The organism is Flavobacterium sp. NPDC079362, assembly GCF_050267765.1.
GTDB classification, from domain to species: Bacteria; Bacteroidota; Bacteroidia; order Flavobacteriales; family Flavobacteriaceae; genus Flavobacterium; species Flavobacterium azizsancarii.
In genome coordinates, this window is sequence record NZ_JBNNFM010000053.1 from 1 (window position 1) to 24,232 (window position 24,232).

General features: G+C 35.2%; 18 protein-coding genes. 11 read left to right on the plus strand and 7 right to left on the minus strand.

Features of this window, described 5'->3' with window-relative positions; all coding sequences use genetic code 11:
- The first annotated feature begins 973 nt into the window (after nt 1–973).
- Nucleotides 974–1,804: a hypothetical protein gene (locus ACQKCJ_RS23645; RefSeq protein WP_427403058.1), complete on the plus strand. Its 831-nt coding sequence runs from the start codon at nt 974–976 to the stop codon at nt 1,802–1,804.
- Nucleotides 1,805–2,239: 435 nt separating this feature from the next.
- Here the strand turns inward: ACQKCJ_RS23645 and ACQKCJ_RS23650 are convergent, their stop codons facing one another.
- Nucleotides 2,240–2,500 (minus strand): SemiSWEET family sugar transporter, encoded by a 261-nt coding sequence (locus ACQKCJ_RS23650; protein WP_427403059.1) that lies wholly within the window; start codon nt 2,498–2,500, stop codon nt 2,240–2,242.
- A 259-nt stretch (nt 2,501–2,759) separates the two neighbouring features.
- Nucleotides 2,760–3,608 (minus strand): SDR family oxidoreductase, encoded by an 849-nt coding sequence (locus ACQKCJ_RS23655; protein WP_427403060.1) that lies wholly within the window; start codon nt 3,606–3,608, stop codon nt 2,760–2,762.
- 301 nt (nt 3,609–3,909) lie between these two features.
- Between ACQKCJ_RS23655 and ACQKCJ_RS23660 the strand changes: the two genes are divergently transcribed.
- From ACQKCJ_RS23660 to ACQKCJ_RS23680, 5 genes are all read left to right on the plus strand, one after another.
- Entirely contained in the window at nt 3,910–5,124 is a 1,215-nt protein-coding gene (locus ACQKCJ_RS23660; RefSeq protein ID WP_427403061.1) for a hybrid sensor histidine kinase/response regulator, read from the plus strand.
- A 14-nt stretch (nt 5,125–5,138) separates the two neighbouring features.
- Nucleotides 5,139–8,708 (plus strand): response regulator, encoded by a 3,570-nt coding sequence (locus ACQKCJ_RS23665; RefSeq protein WP_427403062.1) that lies wholly within the window; start codon nt 5,139–5,141, stop codon nt 8,706–8,708.
- A gap of 210 nt (nt 8,709–8,918) precedes the next feature.
- The gene (locus ACQKCJ_RS23670; protein ID WP_271338073.1) at nt 8,919–9,284 is read left to right on the plus strand and encodes a response regulator; all 366 of its coding nucleotides are present in this window, start codon (nt 8,919–8,921) and stop codon (nt 9,282–9,284) included.
- A gap of 7 nt (nt 9,285–9,291) precedes the next feature.
- Nucleotides 9,292–10,101 (plus strand): CheR family methyltransferase, encoded by an 810-nt coding sequence (locus ACQKCJ_RS23675; RefSeq protein WP_271338071.1) that lies wholly within the window; start codon nt 9,292–9,294, stop codon nt 10,099–10,101.
- On the plus strand, nt 10,083–10,667 hold the full coding sequence (locus ACQKCJ_RS23680; RefSeq protein WP_427403063.1) for a chemotaxis protein CheB: 585 nt from the start codon (nt 10,083–10,085) through the stop codon (nt 10,665–10,667). The genes ACQKCJ_RS23675 and ACQKCJ_RS23680 overlap by 19 nt, the downstream gene beginning before the upstream one ends.
- On the opposite strand, the gene ACQKCJ_RS23685 is transcribed toward ACQKCJ_RS23680, so the two are convergent.
- Together ACQKCJ_RS23685 and ACQKCJ_RS23690 are read right to left on the minus strand one after the other, a co-directional pair.
- Complete coding sequence (locus ACQKCJ_RS23685) at nt 10,668–11,438, minus strand: porin family protein (RefSeq protein ID WP_427403064.1); 771 nt, start codon at nt 11,436–11,438, stop codon at nt 10,668–10,670.
- Nucleotides 11,439–11,448: 10 nt separating this feature from the next.
- Entirely contained in the window at nt 11,449–12,573 is a 1,125-nt protein-coding gene (locus ACQKCJ_RS23690; RefSeq protein ID WP_427403065.1) for a hypothetical protein, read from the minus strand.
- A 317-nt stretch (nt 12,574–12,890) separates the two neighbouring features.
- Here ACQKCJ_RS23690 and ACQKCJ_RS23695 point away from each other — a divergent pair, with 317 nt between their 5' ends.
- From ACQKCJ_RS23695 to ACQKCJ_RS23715, 5 genes are all read left to right on the plus strand, one after another.
- Nucleotides 12,891–13,214: a DUF6660 family protein gene (locus ACQKCJ_RS23695; RefSeq protein WP_271338062.1), complete on the plus strand. Its 324-nt coding sequence runs from the start codon at nt 12,891–12,893 to the stop codon at nt 13,212–13,214.
- A gap of 97 nt (nt 13,215–13,311) precedes the next feature.
- Nucleotides 13,312–16,437, plus strand: a complete 3,126-nt coding sequence (locus ACQKCJ_RS23700; protein ID WP_427403072.1) for an efflux RND transporter permease subunit — start codon at nt 13,312–13,314, stop codon at nt 16,435–16,437.
- Between the two features lie 183 nt (nt 16,438–16,620).
- A complete protein-coding gene (locus ACQKCJ_RS23705) occupies nt 16,621–17,904 on the plus strand; it encodes a TolC family protein (protein WP_427403066.1) in 1,284 nt (427 codons plus the stop codon).
- Between the two features lies 1 nt (nt 17,905).
- Nucleotides 17,906–19,198 carry an efflux RND transporter periplasmic adaptor subunit gene (locus ACQKCJ_RS23710; RefSeq protein ID WP_427403067.1) on the plus strand — a complete coding sequence of 431 codons (1,293 nt, stop codon included), beginning with the start codon at nt 17,906–17,908 and terminating at the stop codon, nt 19,196–19,198.
- Between the two features lie 262 nt (nt 19,199–19,460).
- Complete coding sequence (locus tag ACQKCJ_RS23715) at nt 19,461–21,455, plus strand: heavy metal translocating P-type ATPase (protein WP_427403068.1); 1,995 nt, start codon at nt 19,461–19,463, stop codon at nt 21,453–21,455.
- A 66-nt stretch (nt 21,456–21,521) separates the two neighbouring features.
- On the opposite strand, the gene ACQKCJ_RS23720 is transcribed toward ACQKCJ_RS23715, so the two are convergent.
- The 3 genes from ACQKCJ_RS23720 to ACQKCJ_RS23730 form a co-directional block, all read right to left on the minus strand.
- Nucleotides 21,522–21,920 (minus strand): tautomerase family protein, encoded by a 399-nt coding sequence (locus ACQKCJ_RS23720; protein ID WP_427403069.1) that lies wholly within the window; start codon nt 21,918–21,920, stop codon nt 21,522–21,524.
- Between the two features lie 61 nt (nt 21,921–21,981).
- Nucleotides 21,982–22,632 (minus strand): VOC family protein, encoded by a 651-nt coding sequence (locus tag ACQKCJ_RS23725; RefSeq protein ID WP_427403070.1) that lies wholly within the window; start codon nt 22,630–22,632, stop codon nt 21,982–21,984.
- Nucleotides 22,633–22,934: 302 nt separating this feature from the next.
- Nucleotides 22,935–24,077: a cytochrome-c peroxidase gene (locus ACQKCJ_RS23730; RefSeq protein WP_427403071.1), complete on the minus strand. Its 1,143-nt coding sequence runs from the start codon at nt 24,075–24,077 to the stop codon at nt 22,935–22,937.
- Nucleotides 24,078–24,232 lie beyond the last annotated feature (155 nt).

Below are 24,232 nucleotides of genomic sequence, written 5' to 3' on the forward strand. Positions count from 1 at the left end.
TCGTAAATTAAGAACCGCCTTGGTACGGATCCGTATGCCGGGTGGTGTGGAAGGTCGCCTAGGGAATTAATCCCTAGGCTCCTATCCGATTTTTACAAGGTGTTTTTTATTCTTGCCATGAAGGGTTTTCTGCCACGAAGGCGCTAAGGCACAAAGTTTATTCAGGAGGATTGTTAAAATCTCGGCAAAGTGTAGAGGCGTAAGTTTTTTGCCACGAAGGATTTTCTGCCACGAAGACACTAAGGCACAAAGTTTCTTCAACAGAATTGTTAAAATCTCGCAGAGGCGCAAAGTTTTTTTGTCACGATTGGTTTTTCTGCGAGAAGGAGTAAAGCACAATGTTTTACTTTTTTTTCTTTGGGACTTAGCGCCTTTGCGCGATTATAAATATTTACCATAAACCATCATACTTCAATTTAAACTTTGTGCCTTAGTGTCTTCGTGGCAAAATCACCTCACTTTGCGCGATTTTAAATATTTACCATAAACCAGCGTACTACAATTTAAACCTTGCGCCTTAGCGCCTTCGTGGCAAAATTACGTCACTTTGGGTGATTATAAGATTTACCATAAACCAGCGTACTTCAATTTAAACTTTGTGTCTTAGTGTCTTCGTGGCAAAATCACCTCACTTTGCGCGATTATAAATATTTACCATAAACCAGCGTACTTCAATTTAAACTTTGCGCCTTAGTGTCTTCGTGGCAAAATTACGTCACTTTGGGTGATTATAAGATTTACCATAAACCATCATACTTCAATTTAAACTTCGTGCTTTTGTGTCTTCGTGGCAAAAATATGGGTGTTTGTAGTTTGTTTTTACGTTTCCTTTAATTATGAAATATCTGACTGAAATTGTATAAGGCTTTGATTAACAATATTTATGAAATTTGAATTATCAAAAAAGAAATAAAACCAAAGTTGAGTTTTGTACGTAAATAATTACGGACTAATTTATAAAAACCAAACCATTATGAAAAAACTATACTTAAATGCAGGAGGATTTGATGCTATTTTTAATGATCTTAAAGATAGTTTTAACGGTGATTTGATTCTCAATAATAACGAATACAATTTAGTTATTAAATCAAAATGGGCAAAAGGGACTATTACCGGAGTTTGTCTGGATAATAAAATGTCGCATTTGAGTTTTGATCTTGTATTGAATCAGGATGTCAGTTTAAGTATAGAATCATTTCAATCAGCGCCTATATTTTTCGCGTATTGCGAAGACGGACGATTGACACATAGTTTTGGTGCGAATGGAGAGAAAAAAAGCATTAAAAAGAATCAAACCGGTATTTTGAGTAATACATCAGTTATAAATAGTGTTTTGTATTTGGAAAGTCATAAACACATTCAGTTTTCATTAATAGGAATGCCAACGAATGTATCAGCTGAAGGACAGAATGCTGAAACGATTTCTCAATTAAAGAAAAGATTCATGAGCGAATCAGGCAATTATTTTTATGCAGGAAGCCAAAGTTTGAAAACTGCTCAGAAATGGCAAGAACTTAAAACGCTTCCTCAAAAAGGAATTGTTAGAAATTTGCTTAAAAAAATAATATTAAAAGAAATTATTGAGATAGAGATAGCTCAACATAGTTATAATTATATCAAAACATTTGAACCTATTTTAAATTTGGCCGTAAAGCAAATTAATGAAATTAAAAGAATTTCGAATATGAATATAACTGAAGTAATTATTGCTGCAGGATTAGCGAGCCGACACTATTTGCCACGTATTTTTAAAGAAAAATACCATTTATCATATAAGCCATTCAATCAGAAATTAGCTAGCTAACAAGCATCATATATTACTTCTTTTACGAAAAAAACAGCTTAAACGAGCTGTTTTTTTTAGTTAAGAATGTTGCTAAAATAGCGCGCGGATGACGCTGATTCGCTTTGCGAAAACGCTGATTGACGCGGATTTTTTATTTTGTAATGAAATTTTAGTGTGTGTCATTGCGGTGAAATTGCCCACGGATGACACGGATTCGCTTTGCGAAAACGCTGATTTGCGCAGGTTTTTTATTTTGATGATTGCTTGTTTTTTGTCGTTCTGACGTAATTTATTACCTTATAATTAATAAAAACTTAGCATCTTCGTGGCGGAAAACTACTGTCTTCGCAGTATAAAAACTTTGTGTCTTAGTGTCTTTGCGGCAAAAAAACTAATGTATTTGCTGTCAAAAACCTTTGTGTCTTCATGACAAAAAAACGTAATACACAAGTCTCATTCTTTCTCATAATAAATAATAAAATAAACCATAATCAAATTCAGGCATAACGAGACGCTATTGGTAATTATTATGGGTAAATCATTTTTTAAAATGCCGTAAATAATCCAAACCAGGATTCCGAAAGTTAGAATTCCAAAGGTTTTAAGCGAGATTTGTTTCACTTTTTTGGTTTTCCAGACTTTTAGAATCTGCGGAATCACTGATATCGTAACACAGGTTCCGGCGAAGAGTCCGATAACGTCTATTAAATTCATTTTTTTTGAGTTGCTAAGGTTCTGAGATACTAAGTTGCTGAGTTTTTTAATCTCGCAAAGGCGCAATGTTTTTTTTAGTTACTAAGTTTCTAAATGGCTAAGTTTTTTAATCTCGCAAAGACGCAAAGGCGCTAATTTTTTTTTTGAGTTACTTAAATAAGCTCACGCAAATTAACTTCGCATCTTTGCGCGATTAAACTATACACAATAAAAAACTTTGAACCTTTGTCCCTTTGCGCCTTTGAACCTTTAAAAAAATCTATCCGCCAATCATTTCTCCACCATTGACATGAATGAATTGTCCGGTGATATAGCTACTGTCTTCGCAGGCAAGAAATACATAAGCAGGTGCAACTTCTGAGGGTTGACCGGCTCTTTCCATTGGATTGTCTTTACCAAAATCAGATAATTTATCAAAAGTAGCCACAATCAAAGGTGTCCAGATTGGTCCAGGCGCAACGCCGTTTACACGTATTTGCTTTTTGGCCAGCATAGTCGATAATGATCTTGTAAAACTAACAATGGCACCTTTTGTACTCGCATAATCCGCAAGATGTTCGCTGCCGCGATACGCCGTAACAGAACTCGTATTAATAATAGTATCGCCTTGCTTCAAAAATGGCAATGCCGCTTTTGTAATATAAAAGTAAGGATAGATATTGGTTTCGAATGTCTTATGGAGCTGTGCAGCGGTTATTTTTTCCAATTCGGTTTGAGGAAATTGTACAGCTGCATTATTAACCACAATATTTATTTTTTTAAATAAGGTACGGCACTTTTTTACAGCACTTTTACAAAATTTCTCATCTTTCAAATCGCCACTAATAATCAGGCATTGTTGGCCTTCTTTCTCAATTAATGCCTTTGTCTCTTTAGCGTCTTTGTCTTCTTTTAAGTAAACTATGGCAATATCCGCACCTTCTCTGGCAAAATGAACGGCAACACTACGGCCAATACCACTGTCGCCACCGGTTATAAAAGCAACTTTTTTGAGGAGTTTACCGCTTCCAACATAATTTTCTCTTATAATTTCCGGTTCAGGGTTCATTTTATGTTCGTTCCCCGGAAGATTTTGTTTTTGTTCAGGAAATGTCTTTGTCTTTTTCATAATACTTTAATTTTAGAGCAATTAATCTGACTCTAAAATAGTTAGCAGATTATTAAAAGCTTAACTGAAATAAATTTAAGATTACCTCAATAAATTACATCTAAAATTTAAAGCCCAAACATGGGAATTATGTAACTAATTTGCTTTTCGATAAAAAGGCAATATGCTTTTTTTTTATAAATTTGAAGGTTTGACTGCCGTTATTTAAAAATAGGATCAGCTATTTTGAATAGCATTTTTCAAAGCGATTTTCAAATTAAAAACAAATTTATTCATTACAACTTTACTCCCCCAATACAGTATGGTATTAATCGTCGACGATATAAAGGCAAATATAATTGCCTTGAAGAAAACATTAGAACTACATGATATTGATGTGGACACGGCTGAGTCCGGCGAAGAAGCCCTGAAGAAAATCCTAAAAACAGATTATTGCCTGATTATTATGGATGTTCAGATGCCGGGACTTGATGGTTTCGAAGTAGTAAAAATCCTCTCAGGTAATAAACGCACCAAAGACATTCCGGTGATCTTTCTTTCGGCACTAAATATCGAAAAGAAATACATTTTTAAAGGATATGAAACCGGTGCAGTCGAATACATTACCAAACCTGTAGACAGTGATTTGCTGATGTTAAAAGTAAAAACTTTCCTGAAACTTTATGAGCAGCAAAGAGAATTAAAAGGTATAAAAGAACTCCTTTCTAAAGAAATCATAATAAGGAAAGAAGCTCAGGACAATCTCGAAATTAAAATCGCGGAAAGAACTAAAGAACTGGTTTTGAAAAACGAAGAATTAGAGATGAAAAATCACGAACTGCAACAATTCTCCTGGGTAGTTTCGCACGATTTAAATGAGCCCATCCGTAAAATTCAGATTTTTATAAAAATCATCAAAGAGCTTTATTTGGCTGATGATGTAAAAGCAATTGATTACGTAAATCGTACAATTAAATCAGCAGAACGAATGCAGACTTTAATTACTGATTTACTAGCATACTCAAGATTGTCGTCGCAGGTAAAACCTGAATCAACCGATCTGAATGAGGTTTTGCAGGAAGTACTTTCAGATTTTGATTATTTGATCGAAAGGAAAAATGCGACTATAAAAACAAATGAACTCCCAACAATAGACAGCATTCCGAGTCAGCTGAGGCAGGTCTTTCAGAATTTGATAGGAAATGCACTCAAGTTTTCCGGAAATTCCCAACATCCTTTGATCGAAATTACATCTGAATTAATTTCAGATAAATCTTTTGAAAGTCCTGTTGCTGCAGATGGTAAATTTTGCAGGATTACAGTAAAAGATAACGGAATTGGTTTTGATGAAATTTACCTCGATCGGATATTTATCATTTTCCAGAGCTTAAACGATCGACAGTCGTATGAAGGAACCGGAATTGGATTGGCGATTGCCAAAAAAATCATAGAAAAACACAACGGATTAATCACAGCAAAAAGTCAGGTAGGCAAGGGCGCAAGCTTCATTATTGTTCTTCCTTTAAAATACGAATAAATATAACCAAAAACATGAAGAATAACTTTAAAAGGAATTTATTAATAAGTTCGATGATCTCGTTACTGGTTCTGATGATCAGTTCTACGGCCTCATTTGTAAGTATAAAGAGCTTACTGAACAGTAATTTTTGGGTCAACCATACTCAGGATGTAATTTATAATCTGAACGAAGGTTCTGCGATAATTACCGAAGCGCAAACCAGTATGCGTGGTTTTTTGATTACCGGTGACGAACAATTTATAGAACGATATAATGATGCCGAAGCAAAATCAAATAATTATTTTGAAAAAGTATTAGAGCTTACGGTTGATAATCCATCTCAGCAAGCACAATTAAAGGAATTAACCACACTTCGTTCTAACTTTTTTAAGTACCTGAACAATCAAATCGTAAAAAAGCGCCTCGGAAAAAACGCGGCTACTTTTGATCTCACTGAGGGCAGAAATATGATGAATGATTTGCGTGCTAAAATTAAAACAGTTGAAAATACAGAGCAGAATCTTTTAAAAGAACGCAATGAAAACTCAGAACGTTATGGTACTTACAGTATCATTTTGATAATCGTTGCTTTTATAATTGCCTTTATTATTTCGATTGTATTTTTGATCAGGATTCTAAAAGATTTTAATGAACGTGCGCTGCTTCAGGCTGAACTAGAGAAAAAAGATCGTGAAACAGCTCAAAGAATCGAAGCAATAAGTTCTATTGCCAGTAATATTTCGAACGGAAATTATGACATTCGTGTAGATGATACAAAGGCTGATGCATTAGGAAGCGTGGGCGAATCCTTGAATAGTATGGGAGTTTCCCTGAAAAATTCTTTCGATTTATTGTCTCAAAAAGAATGGCTTCAAACCGGTATTGCGAATCTCAATAATGTAATGCTGGGTGATAAATCAATGCAAAAATTATCAAAAGATGTTATTGAATTTGTGTGCCAATATACCAATAGCAGTGCCGGAGTTTTATATGTTTTAGAAGAAAATGAACTTTTTGTTGCAGGCGGTTACAGCTATATACCAAGTAAAAATCGAGAACGCATTCAAAAAGGAGAAGGTTTAATTGGACAGGCCATTGTTTCAGGAAAAATTCTACAATTAAAAGCATTATCGCCAGATGATATCCAGATTAATTATGCTTTAGGTCAGATAAAACCAACCCATATTGTGGCTATTCCGTTGTTGGATACTAAAATTGAGGGAGCTATTGAATTGGCGAGTATTTACGGGTTTTCGGATTTGCATTTAGAGTTTTTGAAGAATGTTTCTAACAATATTGGAATTGCAGTTAAATCTACTCAAAATAGAAAAAGAGTAATGGAATTGCTGGAAGAAACGAAAGCTCAATCTGAAGAGTTACAAGTACAACACAGCGAACTTGAAGCAATAAATGCCGAATTAGAAGCACAAACTGAGAAACTTCAGGCTTCTGAAGAAGAACTGAGAGTACAACAGGAAGAATTGGAGCAAACTAATGAAGAGTTGTCTGAAAGAAGTGTTTTATTGGAAGAAAAAAACAACGAGATCCAAAAGAAATCTGAAGCTTTAGAGTTAACAACTCGTTATAAATCAGAGTTTTTGGCAAATATGTCACACGAATTAAGAACGCCTTTGAATTCGATTTTGCTCTTGAGCCGTTTGTTATCTGAGAATAATAACAAAAGCATGGTCGAGGAAGAAATTGAGTTTGCAAAAGTAATTCAGAGTTCCGGAAACAGTTTGTTAGGATTGATCGACGAAATTCTGGATTTATCCAAAATTGAAGCGGGTAAAATGGAACTTGAATTTCTGGATGTTTCTACTAAAGAAATCACGGATACTTTATGGAATTTATTCAATCAGGTAGCAAAAGAAAAGGGAATTAAGTTGGAAATTCTTTCGAATGATGCACCAATTGTCATTAAAACGGACAAGATGCGTTTGGAGCAGATCCTGAAAAACCTGATTTCGAACGCCATTAAATTTACTGAAAAAGGTACTGTAAGCTTAGAAATTAAAATTAATGAAGACGATGATAAAATCATTTGCTTTATTGTAAAAGATACCGGAATTGGAATCCCGTTAGAAAAACAGCCACTGGTTTTTGAAGCTTTCCAACAAGCGGATGGCTCGACAAAACGTAAATACGGAGGAACAGGTTTAGGATTATCGATCAGCAGGGAATTAGCAAAATTACTTCGCGGTGAAATAATCTTGCATAGTAAAGTTCAGGAAGGCAGTACGTTTACCTTGTGCCTTCCGGTTTTTGGATCTGCAATTGGTAGAATTAATGTCGAAAAAATTCCACCAACAGAATTTACAGAAGTAGTAGAGACAGAGAAAGCCCCTGTAAAAAATAAATATTTAAGCGCGACGATTCCGGACGAGATTGAAGATGACAGAAATTCAATTTTGCCAAACGATAAAGTAATCCTGATTGTTGAGGATGATATTAATTTTGCGAAATCCCTTTTAACTTTTACGAGAAAAAAAGGATATAAAGGAGTCGTTTCTGTTCGTGGGGATTATGCTTTGAACTTTACTTTGTTGTATAAACCTGTTGGCGTTTTATTAGATATTGAGCTGCCAATAAAAAGCGGTTGGGAAGTTCTGGAAGAATTAAAAAATCATAACGAAACCAAACATATCCCGGTTCATATTATGTCATCGCACAAATTAAAACAGGAAAGTTTACTAAAAGGAGCCGTGGATTTCTTAGACAAACCGGTGGCTTTTGAGAAGATTCCGGATGTGTTTTTGCGAATTGAGCACATCATTAATAAAGAAGCGCAAAAGGTTTTAATTATTGAGGACAATCCAAAGCATGCAAAGGCACTGGCTTATTTCTTAGAAACCTATAATATTAATTCTGAAATAAAAAGTGAGGTTTCGCAAGGACTGGAGGCTTTGAATAAAACCGAAATTGATTGTGTTATTCTCGATATGGGAATTCCGGACAAACATGCTTACCAGATTTTAGACGGGGTAAAAAAATCGCCTGGATTGGAGAACTTACCTGTAATTGTTTTTACAGGAAAAAGTTTATCGATGAAGGAAGAAGTAAAGATTAAAAAATATGCCGATTCTATTATTGTAAAAACAGCGCATTCTTACCAAAGGATGCTTGATGAAGTTTCGTTATTCCTTCATTTAGTTGAAGATAAAAAAGACGGAAATGACAAGAAAGAAAGCTATAAAAAGCTAAATTTACTAAACAATATTCTTCATGAGAAAAAGGTATTGATTGTAGACGATGATGTTCGTAATATTTATTCATTGACAAAAGCACTTGAAGTTTTTAAAATGAATGTGATTACTGCTTTTGATGGTAAGGAAGCGATCAAGATATTAGCAGAACATCCGGATACTGATGTTGTTTTATTAGACATGATGATGCCTAATATGGACGGTTATGAAACGGCTGAAAAAATTCGTGCTAATCCTAAATTTTTAAATTTACCGGTAATTGCCGTGACAGCCAAGGCCATGACAGGCGACAGAGAAAAATGTATCAAAGCAGGAGCGTCAGATTATATTACCAAACCGGTAGATATCGATCAGCTGCTTTCGTTATTGAGAGTATGGCTTTACGATAAAATATAAAAAAGTTAGCCACAGATTAAAAAGATTCTCAGATAATTTTTGATAAAGAAATCATTTTAAATCCTTTAATCTGTGGCAAAAAGACAAGAATTTTTAAGGATTCATTGTTTAAATAATTTTTGAAATTTGTGCTAATTCGCAATTCGTAGCGAAAAAAACTTCGCAAAAAAATAATTCGTGACAAAAATAAACCAAATAAAAGTGGACGAAATGAATAAAAAAAGACTTTTGATTATTGATGATGATTCTAGAAATATTTTTGCTTTAGAACACACTTTACGTGCAAAATCATTTGATTGCTTGTCTTGTTTAAGTGCCGAAGAAGCTTTGAAAATATTAAGCTCTGATGAAGTTATCGATGGGATTCTGATCGATATGATGATGCCGGAAATGGATGGTTATGAAGCAATCCCGTTAATAAAAGCACTTCCTAACAGAAGATCAGCTTATATTGTGGCGGTAACTGCTCAGGCAATGATAGGCGACAAAGAAAAATGTTTAGAGGCTGGGGCAGATGCCTATATTTCAAAACCGGTAGATGTAGATAAATTACTGCTTATCTTGGGCAAAATTTGAGAGTATTATGATTGAGGATATCGAACTAGAAACACTTATTAATGACGTTTATGAATATTACGGTTTCGATTTTGGCAGCTATTCAAGAGCTTCATTAAAAAGACGTGTAAACAGAGTAATGCATTTAGATGGATTTACGCATTTTCATGAATTTCTCTCCAGAGTTCGGTATGATCCGGAGTATTATAAAAGAATGGTCGATGAGATCACCGTCAACGTAACAGAGATGTTTCGGGATCCGGCTTTTTATGCCGTTGTGCGAAAAGAAATTTTACCTTTATTAGGTACAAAACCCTTTATTAGATTATGGCACGCCGGCTGTTCTACAGGCGAAGAAGTATATTCTATGGCTATAATGCTAAAAGAAGCCGGTTTACTTCATAAATCATTAATTTATGCGACAGACATTAATGCGACGGTTTTAGAAACAGCCAAAAAAGGGATTTTTCCTTTGCGAATGATGAAAGAATATTCAGAGAATTATCGCGATGCAGGCGGGCAGGAAGATTTTTCCAGTTACTATATCGCCAATTATGGGATTGCTAAGTTTAATGAAGAATTAGCCGAAAAGATGGTTTTCTCACAGCATAATTTAGTATCAGATACCTCGTTTAATGAATTTGATATGATCTTATGCCGTAATGTTTTAATTTATTTTGATAACGATCTCCAAAAAAGAGTCATTAATTTATTCGATGAAAGTCTGGCAGTTTTAGGGTTTTTAGCCTTAGGAACAAAAGAAACTATTAAATATTCTATTGCTCCTAACAAATACAAACAGCTGGATAAAGAAAAAATATGGAGGAAGGTAAAATAATATCAGACTGTAAAGTGGTTATCATAGGCGGATCTGCAGGAAGCTTAAATGCTTTAATGCAAATTTTGCCGGAATTAACTAAATTAAATGGCTTTGCAATTGTAATTGTGGTACATAGAAAAAGTACAGACGATCAGACTTTAGAGGAACTGATTGCTTTAAAATCAAATATTTTAGTAAAATCTGTCGAGGATAAAGTACCTCTTGTACCGGGTTTTATTTATATAGCGCCGTCTAATTATCATTTGTTATTTGAAAAAAACGAGACGCTTTCGCTTGATATTTCTGAGAAAATAAATTATAGCCGACCTAGTATTGATGTGTCATTTGAATCTGCTGCAGAAATTTATGGGAAATCACTGGTAGGAATTTTATTGTCCGGCTCAAATACTGACGGAACCTACGGTCTAAAAAGTATTCATGCTGCAGGAGGAACAATAGTAGTTCAAAATCCGCTTGCTGCTGATATGCCTTTTATGCCTCACAATGCGATTTTGAATACTAATCCTGATTTTGTTCTGGATAATAATGAATTGTTAGACTTTATTAGTACGATAAATGGTTAGCTATTTTTGAGGTTTCGCTTCATCCTCCGGAAGGACAATTTTATTTAGTTCAGCTTCTTTTTCAGCCCTTCTTTGAGCTGCTTTCCCTTTTCCAATAGGGAGACCTGCAGTTACATACAAAGATCTGTTGTATACATTTGGGCCGTCACCTTTCATTACAGGAACCAACCCGTAATAATATTGAACCGTTACGTTCAAACCATTTCCAATTTTCATATGATAACCTGCTCCCAGCGCAATTCCCGCATCGATAACCCGTATTTGGTCCCGGATATTTTTTTTATAAACCACATCATCCTTATTCACTTCTCTGGTAAACTCATCAAAAGCTTTGGCTAATAAACCAAACTGAGGTCCAGTTTTAAGATAAATATTATTCCTGAACTGATATTTAATTAAAATAGGAACATTAAAGTATCTTATTTCGCGATTTACACTTCCGCCTGCAAAAGTATTGTCAAGAGTAGCGTCGTTTAGAGAATACACCGGTATTCCGTGTGCGCCCATTGGAGATTTTACAATTACTCCGGTATTAATCATCCAGGCCGGATTTTGTTTAGATCGAATATCAAAATAAAATCCAAGATTAAAACCCAAATTGGTTCCCGAAGTATCAAGGTCAGAAATTGTCGAGAAATTCACGCCGCCTTCTAAACCAAACTCCAAAAAAGGAGAATTCAGTTTGTCTCCAAAAATTAAGGAAATTAAAACTTGAGAGCGTGCCGGAACAATACAAAACAATGCGATAAGTAATAATAATCCTTTTTTCATATAATTTGGTTTAAAGTCCAAAACGATACTGAAGCCCGCCTAAAACCTGCGTTCTGGTTCCTAAAAAACCTGCTTCTACTCTAAACATAATATGTTTACTATATTGAAATTGAGATCCTACAATAAAATTCCACATATCTTTTGGCGCTTTATGCAATGAATATTGAACCGTTGATGATTCAGCCGTGCTTAAAGCACCATCTAATGTAGTCAGAAAAGTTCCTGCTGACTCCAGCGCCCTGTCTGCCGTATTATGCTTCGCAACATTTGCAGGATTTTTTTGCTGAGATGGCGTTAATCCGTCCCACCAAGTGTCAACCTTAGTTTGATTATCAGAGACTTTAGTCAATCCGTCAGCTACTTTTTGTTCAGCACTGTTGAGATCTAAAACATCACTCAAAGAGATAGTTCCGTTAGTATTGCCAGAGATATGAACCCTAAATCCACCAACCCAAAGAGCAATATTTCTGTCCGGTTTATGCAGTTTAAATGTTTTACCCAATCGTGGACCAAAAATATAAGAAAAAGCAGGTTTGTCAAGAGAACTAATATCAGTCCACGCCATATTCATATCAAGGGCAAGCCAGCCGCCGCCAATACCAATAGTAGGTGTCATCCCGAATCCGAATGTTGTGGCATCAAAATTAGCACTTGTATTAATAGAGGTAATTTGAGTCCAGTTATTATCGGCATCCGGAATCCATATTCCGGCATTTATTTTTATAGTGGTTTTAGACTGGCCAAAAATTCCATATACATTTAAGAATGGCAGCAGCCAGATATCAGGTCGGATCGTAACAGAACTCGTTACTACAGAAGATTTATCAAAACGAACGATTTCATCTAAATTATATAAAGGGCCATTATTAAAGCCAACTTCTAAATCTTTTATGGTAATATCAGAATCCTGCCAGAAATAATTTATGGAAAGTCCTGCGGAATAAGGTAATTTATATCCTTTTTGAGCTACTTTTTCTCCCCAGATGGGTAAAGCATAAGGGTATTTTTCTATTGCAAGGCTGTCTTTTAGCTGCTGATTTTTTTCTCCTACGATTTTTTCGGTATAGACCTGACCGTAAATTTGCATGCTAAAGAATAATGATGATAAGGCTAATATTAATGTATTATATTTCATTGATTTTCGTGTTTATAATTGTTAATTAATAGAACTGCGTAAAAGAAATATGCACTAAATGTATTCTTATGAGGGTGTAGATGTATCTTTTTGGTTTATAGGAGAATATGAATTGAAGGCTTATAAGGATGAACTCAAAACATATGTTAATTATTGTTAAATTTAACTAAATTTTTTTATCATTAATCATATTTTTTTAAGAAAATGCAATTTTTTAGGGAAACGAAACTCCAAGTAAATTTTAGAGAATTAATCCTTTTTCTCTAACATTTTCAACTAATTAAGTTTACAATAGAAATAAATAGTATTTTTGCAACGTGAAATGGATAACTATTATATTATCACTTTATTTAATGGCGCTTTCAAATATGCCTTGTGCAGATATGGAAGTAAATAGTGCTGCTCATAAAATTGCCCAATTTTCATCAGATGCAAATCATTCACACGATAAACAAAACGATTTATGCTCTCCGTTCTGCGCTTGTAATTGCTGTGGAGCACAAGTATTAAGTTATCAGACTGCCATAAGTTTTGATTTTCCTGTGTCTTATTCTATTATTGCAATACAATTACCTAATTATACCTCAGTTTTTGCTTCCAATTTCTATGGAAGTATTTGGCAGCCACCTCAAATAGCATAATGATGCCCGATTAAGTTCGGGTTAGAGAGTTGTGGATTTTCCACAGTATTTAAATAGACAGACCTTGTCTAATTTCTCACATCATTATACCATTAAAATGTTAGATAAAATCATACAGTTTAGTATAAAGAACAAGTTCGTTATACTGCTATTTACCCTTGTATTAATAGCTTGGGGAAGCTATTCGCTTAAACAATTACCATTAGATGCTTTGCCGGACATTACCAATAATCAGGTGCAAATCATTACGGCTGCGCCAACCTTGGCAAGTCAGGAAGTCGAGCAATTAATCACTTATCCGCTGGAACAGGCAGTAAAAACGGTTCCCGATATTATAGAACTCCGCAGTATTTCCCGTTTCGGATTATCAGTTGTTACTGTTGTTTTCGAGGACGATGTTGATATTTACTGGGCAAGAGAACAAATATTTCAACGCTTAAAACAAGCCGAGGAAAATATCCCGGCCTATGCAGGTTCGCCAGAATTAGCACCAATTTCTACAGGATTAGGAGAAATTTACCAATATGATGTTTATGCCAAAAAAGGTTATGAAAACAAATACGATGCAGTAAAATTAAGAACCATTCAGGATTGGATTATTATTCCGCAGCTGCAAGGTGTTAAAGGTGTTGCAGATGTAAGTACCTGGGGCGGAAAATTAAAACAATACGAAATTGCCGTTAATCCCAATACACTGAACAGTCTTGGAGTTACAATTACCGAAATTTTTGAAGCCTTAGAAAAAAACAATCAGAACACAGGTGGTGCTTATATTGAAAAAGATCAATATGCCTATTTTATTCGTGGTGTTGGAATGGCAAAAGGTGTAAAAGACCTGGGAAATGTGGTGGTTAAAAACCGAAATGGTTCGCCTGTTTTAGTTCGTGATGTTGCCGAAGTACGCGAAGGAGTTGCATTACGTTACGGAGCATCGACCAAAGATGGAAAAGGTGAAATTGTTTCCGGAATGGTTTTAATGTTAAAAGGCGAAAACTCGAGTGCAGTTGTAAACAGAATCAAGGAAAGAATGATTCAGATTAATAAAAGTTTGCCAGAAGGCGTAGTGGCAGAAGCTTTTATCGACAGAGGAAAATTAGTCGATAATGCAATGGGAACGGTTACAAAAAATTTACTGGAAGGAGCTTTAATCGTGATTTTTGTACTGATTTTGTTTCTGGGAAATCTTCGTGCCGGTTTAATTGTTGCTTCGGTTATTCCGCTTGCGATGCTGTTTGCCGTTATTTTGATGAATGCTTTTGGCGTAAGCGGAAACTTGATGAGTTTAGGGGCAATCGATTTTGGAATTATTGTCGATGGAGCCGTAATTATCGTCGAAGCCACGATGCATCATTTACAAAAACTCAAGCGCAAGAAAGAATTAACGCAGGACGAAATGGATGCGGAAGTTTATAACTCAGCTTCAAAAATTAGAAATAGTGCTGCTTTTGGAGAAATCATCATCTTAATCGTTTATCTGCCAATTCTGGCTTTAGTAGGAACAGAAGGAAAAATGTTTAAACCTATGGCAATGACCGTTGGTTTTGCAGTTGCAGGAGCATTTGTACTTTCATTGACGTATGTACCCATGATGAGTGCTTTGTTTTTATCGAAAAATACAGAACACAAAGAGAATTTCAGCGACAGGATGATGGCTTGGTTAGAGTCGATTTATACGCCATTTTTAGAGAAAGCCTTACAGTTTAAAAAGTTGGTTTTAGGGATTTCGCTGGGTTTATTTACTGTGGGATTACTTGTTTTTAATAGTATGGGAGGAGAGTTTATCCCAACCATAGAAGAAGGCGATTTAGCAATAAATGCCACTATCATGACAGGAAGTTCGCTGACCCAGATGATAGAAACAACTACGAAGTACGAACAAATACTAAAAGCCAAATTTCCTGAGATTAAAACTATCGTAACCAAGATAGGAAGCGGGGAAATCCCGACAGATCCGATGCCAATTGAAAGCGGCGATTTGATTATTGTCTTAAAAGACAAAAAAGAATGGGGCAAAAAATACCGCAATTGGGAAGAATTGGCCAATGCAATGAAAGAAGAAATGGAAGTGATTCCGGGCGCTAATATTGAGATTTCTCAGCCTATCCAGATGCGTTTTAATGAATTGATGACCGGAAGCCGAAGCGATATTGCTATTAAAATTTTTGGCGATGATTTAGAAATTCTTGATGCAAAAGCAGCGGAGTTAATTTCGAAAATAAAAGGGATCGAAGGAATTGGGGATTTAAAAGCTGATAAAGTAACGGGATTGCCACAAATCACGATAAAATACGATTATAATAAAATTGCTTTATACGGATTGAACATTTCGGACATTAACCAAATAATCCGATCTTCATTTGCGGGAGAAAGTGCAGGAAAAATCTACGACGAAAGCAAAAGATTTGATGTTGTAGTCCGTATGAACGAAGACAATCGTGCGGATATTACAGATGTTAGTAATTTATTTATTCCGTTGCCAAATGGTCAGCAAGTGCCGCTTTCGCAAGTGGCGACAGTCGATTATGAACAAGGTCCCGTACAAGTTACCCGCGAAGACGGAAAGAGAAGAATTACCGTTGGATTAAACGTTCGTGGTCGTGATATAAAAAGTGTAGTTGAAGAGATTCAGCAAAAACTTGATAAAGACCTGAAACTTCCTGCTGGTTATTATGTAACGTATGGCGGTCAGTTCGAAAATCTGATCGAAGCAACCAAACGACTTTCGGTAGCATTGCCAATCGCTTTGGGATTAATATTAGTCTTGCTTTATTTTACTTTTAAAAGTTTCAAACAGGCAGGATTGATTTTTACAGCTATTCCACTTTCAGCAATTGGAGGTGTTTTTGCACTCTGGATGCGCGGAATGCCGTTTAGTATTTCGGCAGGAATTGGTTTTATTGCTTTATTTGGAATCGCAGTTCTGAACGGAATCGTATTGATTTCATATTTCAATCAACTGAAAAAAGAGGGAGTTTTAGATCCGCTGCAAAGGATTTTAATAGGAACCAAAACCAGATTACGTCCCGTTTTAATGACTGCGGCTGTTGCCTCTTTAGGATTTTTGCCAATGGCATTATCAACCAGCGGCGGTGCAGAGGTACAAAAACCTTTGGCAACCGTTGTTATTGGAGGTTTATTCTCAGCAACATTATTGACATTGATCGTTTTACCGATTCTTTATTTGTTGCTAGAAAAGAAGTTTAAGAATAAAGAGACAGAATAGTAAGTTTTTTTTGCCACAGATTAAAGGGATTAAAATGATTTTGTTTAACGCAGATTTTAAAATGATTTAAGCAGATAGGCGCAGATTTTTAATCCTACGAACTTTATAAAATTAAATCTGCCAAAATCTGCAGAATCTTCGTGAAACTAAAAATTAAGGCAAAAAAATTAAAACATTAAAAAAATGAATTCAATATATAAAATCAATGTAACAGCCTTTGTGAACTTTGCGAATGTTCCTTTGCGAGCTTTGCGGTTAAATAGGTTTCTATTGGCACATAAAACATTGTGGTTAATAGCATTTCTATTAATAAGTACACTAACATCGGCACAGGAAAAAATCAGTCTTGAAAAAGCAATTGAACTTGCGAAATCAAACAATATTGATTTAAAAATTGCTGATAAAGAAATAGAAAGACAAACCGTTCTTAAAAAGACAGCCTTTCAGCCGGAACCGCTTCAGGTACAATATCAGGGCGGACAATTTAATAGCGTCGATTTTGATCATAACGTTTCGATTCAGCAGTTTTTCTCGATAGGAAACATTACAAAAGCCAATCGACAATTACAGGAAGAATTGGTGAAACTAGCCGAAAAACGCAAAGCTTTATCCTCTTACGAAATAGAAAAAGCGGTAACATTGGCATATTATCAATATTTGTACGGAGTTTCTATTCAGAAGTTAAACTCAGAATTAAATGAGATTTATATCAAATTCCTTAAAAATGCAGAACTGCGTTTTCAAACCGGAGAAAGCGGAAATATCGAAGTAATTAGCGCTAAAGCCAAAGTAAAAGAAATTGAAACGCAAAAAGCGCAATTAGAATATGATTTGGCTATTTATCAAAAGCAATTGCAATTTTTTGTTCAGACCGACGAAAATATAGTTCCGGATGAAAATACGTCTTTGCAATATGCTGTTCTAAAAGAAGAAGGAAATTCGAAAGCAGAAGGATTAATGACAGATTATTATCAGCAGCAGATTTCGGTTTATCAAAAAGAAGCCAATACCTATAAAGCGATGCGAACGCCTAAATTAGGATTGGGATATTTTGCCCAAACGATCAATACAGAATCACTTTTTCAGGGTTTTACAGCCGGATTACAGATTCCGTTGTTTGGCGGTATAAATACGGCAAAAGCTCAGGCTTCGGCAATAAGTATTTCGCAATCGCAATTGGCTTTAGATAAAAATAAATTAACGCTGAACCTGCAAAAACAGGAGTTGCAAAACAACTTTGCCAAACAGCAAAAAGCATTAGACTATTATCAGAAAGAAGGACTGCAATATGCAGATCAGATTATAACGACGGCGCAAAAAAGTTATGCCAATGGCGATATGAGCTATTGGGCATACATTAGTTTTTTAAATCAGGCAATTGATATTAAAAAACAATATACTGAGGCCACTCATACTTTTAATCAAAGTGCTATCGAACTTCAATTTCCAACTATCAAAAACAATTAGAATGAAAAATATAAATAATTTAACCGCAAATAGTGTAACCACAAAGAATGTAAAGAGTTTTTGGCAAAGAACGCAAAGTTTAATTTCATTGTGTGCTTTGCGTTTTTCTCTCTTTGCGTGCTTTGCGGTTATATTTTTCGGCTGTAATGAAAAGAAAGCTGAAGAAAAACCTGAAGAAGAAAAATCGCAAACAGAAGTGGCTTTAAATGAATCCCAATACAAAACAGTTGGGATCGAAACGGGATTTGTAGAAAACAGAAACCTGAACAAAGTCATAAAGGCAAATGGTTATACAACAGTTCCGCCGCAAAACTCTGCAGAAGTTTCTACTTTAATAGGAGGAACCGTTAAGGACATTTTTGTTTTAGAAGGTACGTATGTCAATAAGGGAAAAGTTTTGGCAACAATCCAGAATCTGGAAGTTATCGAAATGCAGGAAGACTATCATTCGGCTACAGCCAATATCGAATACCTGCAATTAGAATACAACCGTCAGAAAACTTTAAGCGATGAAAATGTAAATCCCAGAAAAGTTTTTCAGGAAGTAAAATCTAAACTGGCAGCCGAAAGAGCGCGTGCACAAGCAGCAAAAAATAAGCTGGAAGCTTTGCATGTCAGCACAAAAGGAAGCACTTCGTTAGTACCAATTGTAGCACCAATTAGTGGTTATGTGGGCAAAATAAGCATTGCAAAAGGAGCTTATGCACAAACTGGTGTAGCATTGTTTGAAGTAGTCGACAATAGCCAGATGCATTTAGATCTAAATGTGTATGAGAAAGATTTAGGTTCAATTTCGATTGGTCAGGTAATTGATTTTGTCCTTACAAATCAGTCGAATAAATCTATCAAAGGAAAAATCTTCGGGATTAATAAATCATTTTCTAATGAAAGTAAAACAGTTGCCGTACATGCCAAAATAGAACCTGCTGATGCGAAGGGGTTAATTCCCGGAATGTACGTTTCGGCAAATATTAACATCACAAATGCCACAGTTCCGGCTGTACCAAAAGATGCGGTGGTTCGAAATGCAGATAAGTATTTTGTATATATTCAGGAAGAGGAACATGAAGAGCATGGCGAACATGAAGAAAGCGATAAAAAGAAAACAGAATCAGGAACACCGCACGAAAACGAAATTCATTTTAAAGCAGTTGAAGTCATTCCCGGAACTACAGATTTAGGTTTTACAGAAATAAAATTTGTAAATGACGTTCCTGCCCACGCAAAAATTGTTACAAAAGGAGCTTTCTATTTACTTTCTGCAATGAAAGGCGGAGGAGAGCATGGGCATTAAAAGGGTTTCAGGTTTCTTTGTTTCAGGTTCTTGAACTTGCGAACTTTGCGTAAATTTTTGCTCCCGATGACTATCGGGATTGCAGTTAAACTTACTTGAAACATACAGTTCAGCTCCTGATAGTTAATGGGTGGGTGAGAGATTAAAATAGTTCAACTTAAAACAATTGCAACAAAATCCGTAATTTTAGACGAAGTTTAAACTTAAAACCTGAAACAAAGAAAACCTGACACAATAAAATTAAAAACTTGAAACTCATTCTATGGAACATATACATAAAGAAGAAAAAGTAATAAAAAAGAAAATTAACCAATCCGGATGTTGTTCCGTGCATGAAGATAAAGGTCTTTCAGATGATGACGGACACGATCACGATCACAGCCATAATGCTGATGGTGGTGTTTTTCAAATGTTTTTACCTGCGATAATCTCATTTGTTTTATTGCTTATCGGGATTGGTTTTGATAACTATTATCCGCAAACCTGGTTTTCAGGTTATGTAAGGATTGCATGGTACGTTATAGCCTATTTACCGGTTGGATTACCCGTTTTGAAAGAAGCTTACGAAAGCATTATAAAAGGAGACGTCTTCTCTGAATTTTTCCTGATGTGTATTGCTACAATTGGTGCCTTTGCAATAGGAGAATTTCCAGAAGGAGTTGCTGTAATGTTGTTTTATACCATTGGAGAAAACTTTCAGGGATTGGCAGTTAGCAGGGCAAAGTCTAATATTAAAAGTTTATTAGATCAGCGTCCTGATGAAGTAAGCATTTTAGAAAACAATATTGCGGTAATAATAAAAGCGGCTGATGCTAAAATAGGTTCGATTATTCAGCTTAAAGCCGGAGAAAAATTAGGTCTCGACGGCGAATTGTTATCAGAAACTGCGTCGTTCAATACTGCGGCATTAACAGGTGAAAGCAAACCCGACACAAAAGTAAAAGGACAAACTGTTCTTGCCGGAATGATCAACGGGAATACAATTGCTTTAGTAAAAATAACGACTGCATATAAGGACAGTAAACTTTCTAAAATTTTAGAAATGGTACAAAATGCCACGACTAAAAAAGCCCCTGCCGAATTGTTTATTAGAAAATTTGCTAAAATATATACACCAATTGTTGTTTATCTGGCAATTGCCATTTGTGTATTGCCATGGCTTTTTGTCGACAATTATGTTTTTAGCGATTGGTTGTACAGAGCTTTGGTTTTCCTTGTAATTTCATGTCCATGTGCTTTGGTAATTAGTATTCCGTTAGGTTATTTTGGCGGAATTGGAGCTGCGAGTAAAAACGGAATTCTTTTTAAAGGCAGTAACTTTCTGGATAGTATTTCGACCATACAGAATGTGGTGATGGATAAAACCGGAACCATGACAGAAGGTGTTTTTAAAGTTCAGGAAGTTATTATTGGCGATGAATTTGATAAAGAAGAAATCCTGAAATTTGTCAATGTTCTCGAAAGCCAGAGTACACATCCTGTCGCGACTGCGATTCATAATCACGTTGGCAAAATTGATCCTTTGATTAAATTGAAAAATGTGGAAGAAATTTCCGGACATGGCTTAAAAGCAGAGATTAACGGAAAACAATTGCACGTTGGGAATTTTAAATTGATGGATAAATTCAATATTAAATATAATGTTGATCCCAATGCAGTAGTTTATACCACAATTGCAATTGCATACGATAATAAGTTCGCAGGGTATTTGACGATTGCAGATGAAATTAAAGAAGATGCCCAGGAAGCCGTAAACAAGTTAAAAGCATTAGGTGTTAAAGTAACCATGTTGAGCGGAGATAAAACCAACGTTGTACAATTTGTTGCTGATAAACTTGGAATCTCAAATGCTTTTGGAGATTTGCTTCCCGAAGATAAAGTGAATAAGCTAAACGAAATAAAAGCCAAAAACGAAACTGTAGCTTTTGTTGGTGATGGTGTAAATGATGCTCCGGTTATTGCGTTAAGCACGGTAGGAATTGCGATGGGAGGTTTAGGAAGTGATGCCACAATCGAAACGGCAGATGTTGTCATTCAGGACGATAAACCAAGCAAAATCCCGATGGCAATAAATATTGGGAAACAAACCAAGAAAATCGTCTGGCAGAATATTACACTGGCTTTTGTTGTAAAAGCTTTTGTATTGATTCTTGGCGCTGGCGGATTAGCCACAATGTGGGAAGCTGTTTTTGCCGATGTTGGAGTGGCGCTGTTGGCAATATTAAATGCCGTGAGAATTCAGAAAATGAAGTTTTAATTCATCATCATATTAAATTACAAAATCCCAATTCATTAGTTTGAATTGGGATTTGTTTTTATAAATCTATTTTTTCAAATGCTTTGGTTCCTGAATTTCTCCATTACCAAAAGACCAATTTTCTAAACCATTATTTTCTAATAAAACAATGATCACATTATTGATCAAAATTGCTGTTGAGGTCGAAATTCTGGTTGCAATCTCATGGTATAACTTCTTCTTTTGTTCTAAAGTTCGCCCTTGTCCTGCCGTAATCTGAACATAAACGATATCTTCAGAATGTGAAATACTAAGATAACTTTCAGGATATTTGATCTGATGAGGTTCGAGTTCTTCAATTACATGAAAATAATCATCCTTCGGAATATGAAATTCCTGAATTAAAGATTCATGGATTGATTCTGAAATAGTATTTTTTGTTTCTAATGAAAGTTTCTTCGGTAAACTGATTCGGACAAATGGCATTTTTTTTACTTTAAATTTTTATAAAAATAAGCATTATTGAGTGCAAGAAATAAAAACGGTATTAAAATTTTAATTCAATTTCACTTCCCTTATTTTCTATTCTAACTTCAGTTCGGTTACTTTCAGACGGTGTTTGCGTAGGATACCAGTTTCGGTTTGGCTGTACGATAATCAGTAAACCTTCGTCATCACCAATTGCGGAGAAAAGCTCGCTATTCGCATTTTTAGAAAAGAATTCTAATCCATGCTTAGTTTTTAATAAGTTTCCCAATTCTAATGGATTTTCATTTACGATTCCAATCTCGCTTATATTCAAAATAGATTTAGAACTAAATGCTGTAGTTTGGGCATTGTTGAGATCATGTCTGGCAATAAATTCTAATAAATTACCATTATTGTCATAGAAATAAACCGCGTTGGCTTTCCAGTTTTCAAAATTAGTAATGAGTTTTTCATCTTCAATAAAAATCAAATCAACTTTGTTTTTACACCAGTCGATAGCTTCGTCTAATTTGTTCTCAGGAATGTTAAAAGCAAAATGATAAATAGAGTGAAATTGAGGATTGTCTACAAATTTTAGAATAGAGTTTCCGGCCTGAATGCTAACTGATTTTGAGTTACTTTCTATAATTGGAAGATCAAGAATATCTTTATAAAAAGCGTTAGTTTTTTGTATATCGTTTGTCTGAATTTGGATGTGTTCTAACTTCATGGTGGTATTTTTTATAAAAGAAGAAAGCTTCTTTTCGTTTCAGACAAATTTAGGAAAAGATGGAAGGATTGTGATAGACAAGCTATTTTATACTTCAATGAAGAGATAGTAAATTGTTATGAAAGTTTCTTTTATTAAAGGCGTAATTTTTTTTAATACTGCTATGAGATTTATCCGTAGTGAAACGTGTTCTACATTTTAGTTGAACTATGTTTCTATGTGTTTAAAAATATAAAAGCCCGTTTCATAAAAGAAACAGGCTTTACAGATTTGAAATTTTTTGGCGCAATTTGCAAATTAGTTTATTTCGGCATTGTTGGCGTCATAATTCTTCGTGTTGGCGTGCTCAGTGTTTCGATAAAAGCCAAAAGATCACCGATTTCATCTTTACTTAAATCTAATTTTTTAAGCATCGGATCTACTTTTGGAATCAAAGTATCTCTGGCAGTTCCCAGATATTTTTTCTGAACAGGCGATGGGTTTCCTAAATTATACAATTCTACAACATCCAATAACGACGGAAAATGTCCGTGATGCATCCAGGGTTTTGTATTGGCCACTTCACGCAATGTTGGCGTTCTGAATTTTCCGATATCGTCTTTGTTTTTAGTAACATTATAACGTCCGAAATCTTCATTTTTTGTCCCAAATAAAGTCTGGCCGTCATTATGAAACTCATTGTCGCTAAAATAAGGCGTATTATGGCAATTGATGCATTGTGCTTTGGTTCTGAACAAATGCAAACCTTTTACCTGAGAATCTGTATAAACATCAGATTTTCCGCTAATGAAGTTATCAAATTTGCTTTTAGGACTATTGATCGATCTTTCGAAAGTGGCAATCGCATATTGTATTCTTTGTAATGACACTTTTTTATCTCCAAAAGCAGCTGTAAACAATTGATTATACCCTTTAATTTTGGCAATTTTATCAACGGCAATCGTCAGTTTTTCATTCATTTCAAGCGGATCTCCAATCGGGAATTGTGCCTGATCCTCGAGACTTGAAGCGCGTCCGTCCCAAAATAAGGAGGTAGCATACGCCGAGTTTAATATTGTCATCGAATTACGTTTTCCGGTTTGGCGATCGTGACCAAAAGAGCGCGTTAGATTATCTGTCCATCCCAATTCAGGATTATGGCAGGAAGCGCAGGCAATTTGTCCGCTAACAGATAATCTTGGATCAAAAAATAATATTTTACCCAGACTTTCTTTTTCCTTCGAATACGGATTATATGCCGGATAGGGAACAGCAGGTAAAACTCCAATATCCTGAAATTTAGATTTATCTATACTTTCATGTAATTCCGCAGCAGGCCATTTTGCAGCATCGCCGCCGGAATATAATTTTCGTAATTCCTGAATATCGATATAATCCGGTTGTTCGACACTTTTGTAAGCTGTTAAACTCAAGAGGAACAGGATAGGGAATATTAGCTTTTTCAATTCTTTTGTTTTTTGTTTTTTATTTGATTTGTTTCAGTCTCGATTTTCGTTTTCAGAAAACTTTGTCAAAGTTTTAAACCAAGAGTGTAAGGAACTTTCTTTCATGTATTGAATGTTTCTAATTTACTAGGATCCCCACCACAATGTATTACTAC

Coding starts and splice junctions, on each gene's coding strand:
- ACQKCJ_RS23650 (WP_427403059.1), bottom strand. CDS start 2,500: ATGAATTTAATAGACGTTATCGGACTCTTCGCCGGAACCTGTGTTACG.
- ACQKCJ_RS23715 (WP_427403068.1), top strand. CDS start 19,461: ATGGAACATATACATAAAGAAGAAAAAGTAATAAAAAAGAAAATTAAC.
- ACQKCJ_RS23670 (WP_271338073.1), top strand. CDS start 8,919: ATGAATAAAAAAAGACTTTTGATTATTGATGATGATTCTAGAAATATT.
- ACQKCJ_RS23685 (WP_427403064.1), bottom strand. CDS start 11,438: ATGAAAAAAGGATTATTATTACTTATCGCATTGTTTTGTATTGTTCCG.
- ACQKCJ_RS23675 (WP_271338071.1), top strand. CDS start 9,292: ATGATTGAGGATATCGAACTAGAAACACTTATTAATGACGTTTATGAA.
- ACQKCJ_RS23720 (WP_427403069.1), bottom strand. CDS start 21,920: ATGCCATTTGTCCGAATCAGTTTACCGAAGAAACTTTCATTAGAAACA.
- ACQKCJ_RS23700 (WP_427403072.1), top strand. CDS start 13,312: ATGTTAGATAAAATCATACAGTTTAGTATAAAGAACAAGTTCGTTATA.
- ACQKCJ_RS23660 (WP_427403061.1), top strand. CDS start 3,910: ATGGTATTAATCGTCGACGATATAAAGGCAAATATAATTGCCTTGAAG.
- ACQKCJ_RS23705 (WP_427403066.1), top strand. CDS start 16,621: ATGAATTCAATATATAAAATCAATGTAACAGCCTTTGTGAACTTTGCG.
- ACQKCJ_RS23725 (WP_427403070.1), bottom strand. CDS start 22,632: ATGAAGTTAGAACACATCCAAATTCAGACAAACGATATACAAAAAACT.
- ACQKCJ_RS23655 (WP_427403060.1), bottom strand. CDS start 3,608: ATGAAAAAGACAAAGACATTTCCTGAACAAAAACAAAATCTTCCGGGG.
- ACQKCJ_RS23665 (WP_427403062.1), top strand. CDS start 5,139: ATGAAGAATAACTTTAAAAGGAATTTATTAATAAGTTCGATGATCTCG.
- ACQKCJ_RS23645 (WP_427403058.1), top strand. CDS start 974: ATGAAAAAACTATACTTAAATGCAGGAGGATTTGATGCTATTTTTAAT.
- ACQKCJ_RS23690 (WP_427403065.1), bottom strand. CDS start 12,573: ATGAAATATAATACATTAATATTAGCCTTATCATCATTATTCTTTAGC.
- ACQKCJ_RS23680 (WP_427403063.1), top strand. CDS start 10,083: ATGGAGGAAGGTAAAATAATATCAGACTGTAAAGTGGTTATCATAGGC.
- ACQKCJ_RS23710 (WP_427403067.1), top strand. CDS start 17,906: ATGAAAAATATAAATAATTTAACCGCAAATAGTGTAACCACAAAGAAT.